This is a genomic window from Mycolicibacterium arseniciresistens, from assembly GCF_030519285.1.
GTDB lineage: Bacteria > Actinomycetota > Actinomycetes > Mycobacteriales > Mycobacteriaceae > Mycobacterium > Mycobacterium arseniciresistens.
The window spans coordinates 1-3185 of the sequence record NZ_JAUMSQ010000235.1 but is presented as its reverse complement, the minus strand read 5'-3'; the positions used below and the strand labels follow the sequence as shown (position 1 = coordinate 3185).

Below are 3185 nucleotides of genomic sequence, written 5' to 3'. Positions count from 1 at the left end.
TGACCAGCACGGTGCCGACCCGCACCCGGCCGCGGTGGTCCGGCCCGCCCTCGGCCCGCAGCCGCAGGCCGTCCCACGTGACCTCGGCGCCGGGCAGCGGCACCCGGCCGAGCTCGAACGCCACCAGACCGCCGACCGTGTCGACGTCGAGATCGTCGTCGAACTGCATGTCGTAGAGCTCGCCGAGGTCCTCGATCGGCAGCCGTGCCGAGACCCGGAAGTGCCGCTCCCCCAGCTCTTCGACGGGTGCGACCTCGTCGGTGTCGTACTCGTCGGCGATCTCGCCGACGATCTCCTCGAGCACGTCCTCGATCGTCACCAGTCCGGCGATGGCGCCGTACTCGTCGACCAGCAGCGCCATGTGGTTGCGGTCGCGCTGCATCTCCCGCAGCAGCTCGTCGAGCGGCTTGGAGTCCGGGACGAACACCGCCGGGCGCATCACCTCGGTCACCGACGTGTCGCGGCCCCCGGTCACGGAGGTGTAGGTCTGCTGCACAAGGTCTTTGAGGTAGACGACGCCGATGATGTCGTCGACGTTCTCACCGATCACCGGGATCCGCGAATGCCCGCTGCGCACCGCGAGCGACGTCGCCTGGCCGGCCGACTTGTCCCGCTCGATCCACACCATCTCGGTGCGCGGCACCATCACCTCGCGCGCGGCGGTGTCGCCGAGCTCGAACACCGACTGGATCATCCGGCGCTCGTCATCGGCGACGACGCCGCTCTGCTGGGCCAGGTCGACGACCTCGCGCAGCTCGATCTCCGAGGCGAACGGGCCGTTGCGGAAGCCGCGGCCCGGGGTCAGCGCGTTGCCGATCAGCACCAGCAACCGGCTGATCGGGGTGAGCAGGATCGACAGTGCCTGCAGCGGTATCGCACTGAACAGGGCGATCTGGTAGGCGTGCTGCCTGCCGAGGGTGCGCGGGCCGACGCCAACGGCGACGAAGCTGACGACGACCATGATGGCCGCTGCGGCGAACAGGCCCCAGCTCACCCCGAGATGGCCGTCGAGGAAGGCGACCAGCAGCACGGTCGCGCTGATTTCGCAGGCGATGCGCAGCAGCACGATCAGGTTGATGTAGCGCGGCCGCTCCGTCATCACCTTGGCCAGTCGCACCGAGCCGGGGCGCTCGTCGCGCATCAGTTCTTCGACACGCGCCATCGACACCGTGCTCAATGCGGCGTCGATGGCGGCGAAGGCGCCGCCGAGGACGACCAGGACGATGGCACCGATCAGCTGGGGTAGGCCGGTCATGGGTGTCGGCCGCCGTCAGGGATGGTCGAAATATCGCGACTCGTCGATCAACCGACGGTCCTTCTGGGTCTGCCGGTCCTGGTGGTATGCCTCGACCTGGTCGGCCACCCACCCCTCGAGCAGTCGGCCCTGCAGGGCGAACATCTCTTTCTCCTCGTCCGGTTCTGCGTGGTCGTACCCGAGTAGGTGCAGGACGCCGTGCACGGTCAGTAGCGCCAGCTCGTGACCGAGCGAATGCCCCGCTGCCTCAGCCTGTTTGGCGGCGAACTCCGGACACAAGACGATGTCGCCGAGCATGGCGGGTCCCGGATCGGGCGCGTCGGGCCTGCCGCCCGGTTCGAGCTCGTCCATCGGGAAGCTCATCACGTCGGTCGGGCCCGGCAGGTCCATCCAGCGCATGTGCAGGTCGGCCATCGCCGAGGTGTCGAGCAGCACCATCGACAGCTCGGCCGCCGGGTGCACCTTCATCTCCCCGATGACGAACTTCGCGACGCTGATCAGTTCCTCTTCGGCGATGTCGATGCCCGACTCGTTGGACACCTCGATACTCACGGCGGCTACCGCCTGGAGCGGCCGCTGGACGCGCGCCGCTCCGCCCGGTTCATCAACGCGGACTCCTCGGATCTGGCGTAGGCGTCGACGATGTCGGAGACCAATCGGTGCCGCACGACGTCGGCGCTGGTGAGTTCGGCGAAGTGGATGTCGTCGATGTTGTTCAGGATCCGGGCGGCCGCCTGCAGACCCGAGGTGGCGCCGCCGGGCAGGTCCATCTGGGTGATGTCCCCGGTGACGACCATCTTGGCGCCGAAGCCCAGCCGGGTCAGGAACATCTTCATCTGCTCGGCCGTGGTGTTCTGCGCCTCGTCGAGGATGATGAATGCATCATTCAAAGTTCTCCCACGCATGTATGCCAGCGGCGCGACCTCGATCACGCCCGCACTCATCAGCTTCGGGATGAGCTCGGGATCCATCATGTCGTGCAGCGCGTCGTACAGCGGCCGCAGATACGGGTCGATCTTCTCGCTCAGCGTGCCCGGCAGGAATCCGAGGCGCTCACCGGCCTCGACGGCCGGGCGGGTCAGGATGATCCGGCTGACCTGTTTGGACTGCAGCGCGTTGACCGCCTTGGCCATCGCCAGATAGGTCTTGCCGGTGCCCGCGGGCCCGATCCCGAACACGATGGTGTGCGCGTCGATCGCATCGACATAGCGCTTCTGGTTCAGCGTCTTGGGCCGGATGGTCTTGCCGCGCCGCGACAGGATGTCCAGCGTCAGCACCTCGGCGGGTGACTCGTTGCCGGTGCCGGTGAGCATCGACACGCTGTGCCGGATCGCGTCGGGCGTGAGCCGTTGGCCGCTGCCCGCGATCGCCAGGAGTTCGGAGATCACCCGCTCGGCGAGGGCCACGTCGGCGGGCTCTCCGGACATGGTGAGGGCGTTTCCGCGGACATGGATGTCGGCGGTGAGGAGTTCTTCGAGTGCGCGCAGATTCTCGTCGGCGGAACCGAGCAGTCCCATGACGAGGTCGTGCGGAACATCGATGCTGCTGCGCACCGGTGCGGCCGGTGCCGGGCCAGCGTTCGTCTCGCGTGGCGTCACGTGGGTTTTTCTGCCTGCTTCCTGGTTGCTCTACGGGCGCTCTTGACAGCCCAGTCTACCGCCGGGTACCGACGGACCCCAATGCATAAACGAAGGACGGGTATCGCCGCGGCCGCCTGCTGGACGGCGGGCGCGGCCGGCTATCTGCTCGCCGAGGCCGTCGCCGCCGCGCACCACCCGGGCTACAGCTACGCGCACGACGCGATCAGCGACCTCGGCACCCCGCAGTCGCCGTCGGCGGTCCTGATGAACGCCGGGTTCTGCCTGCAGGGGGCGATGTTCCTGCTCGGCGCCGTGCTGGCGGTGCGCGCCGTTCGACCGCCACGACCCGC

Annotated in this window: 4 protein-coding genes; 1 reads left to right on the top strand and 3 read right to left on the bottom strand. The window is 68.2% G+C overall.

The genetic code is table 11. From position 1 onward, the window contains the following. From Q2100_RS23440 to Q2100_RS23430, 3 genes are all read right to left on the bottom strand, one after another. Positions 1 to 1255, bottom strand: a 1255-nt coding sequence (locus Q2100_RS23440) for a hemolysin family protein (RefSeq protein ID WP_302915982.1), incomplete at its 3' end; no start/stop codon positions are given. Between the two features lie 15 nt (positions 1256 to 1270). Then, positions 1271 to 1807, bottom strand: a complete 537-nt coding sequence (gene ybeY, locus Q2100_RS23435) for an rRNA maturation RNase YbeY (RefSeq protein WP_264011533.1) — start codon at positions 1805 to 1807, stop codon at positions 1271 to 1273. 5 nt (positions 1808 to 1812) lie between these two features. After that, on the bottom strand, positions 1813 to 2853 hold the full coding sequence (locus Q2100_RS23430) for a PhoH family protein (protein WP_264011532.1): 1041 nt from the start codon (positions 2851 to 2853) through the stop codon (positions 1813 to 1815). An 81-nt stretch (positions 2854 to 2934) separates the two neighbouring features. Here Q2100_RS23430 and Q2100_RS23425 point away from each other — a divergent pair. Next, the coding region (locus Q2100_RS23425) for a DUF998 domain-containing protein (RefSeq protein ID WP_302915981.1) at positions 2935 to 3185 on the top strand (251 nt) is incomplete at its 3' end.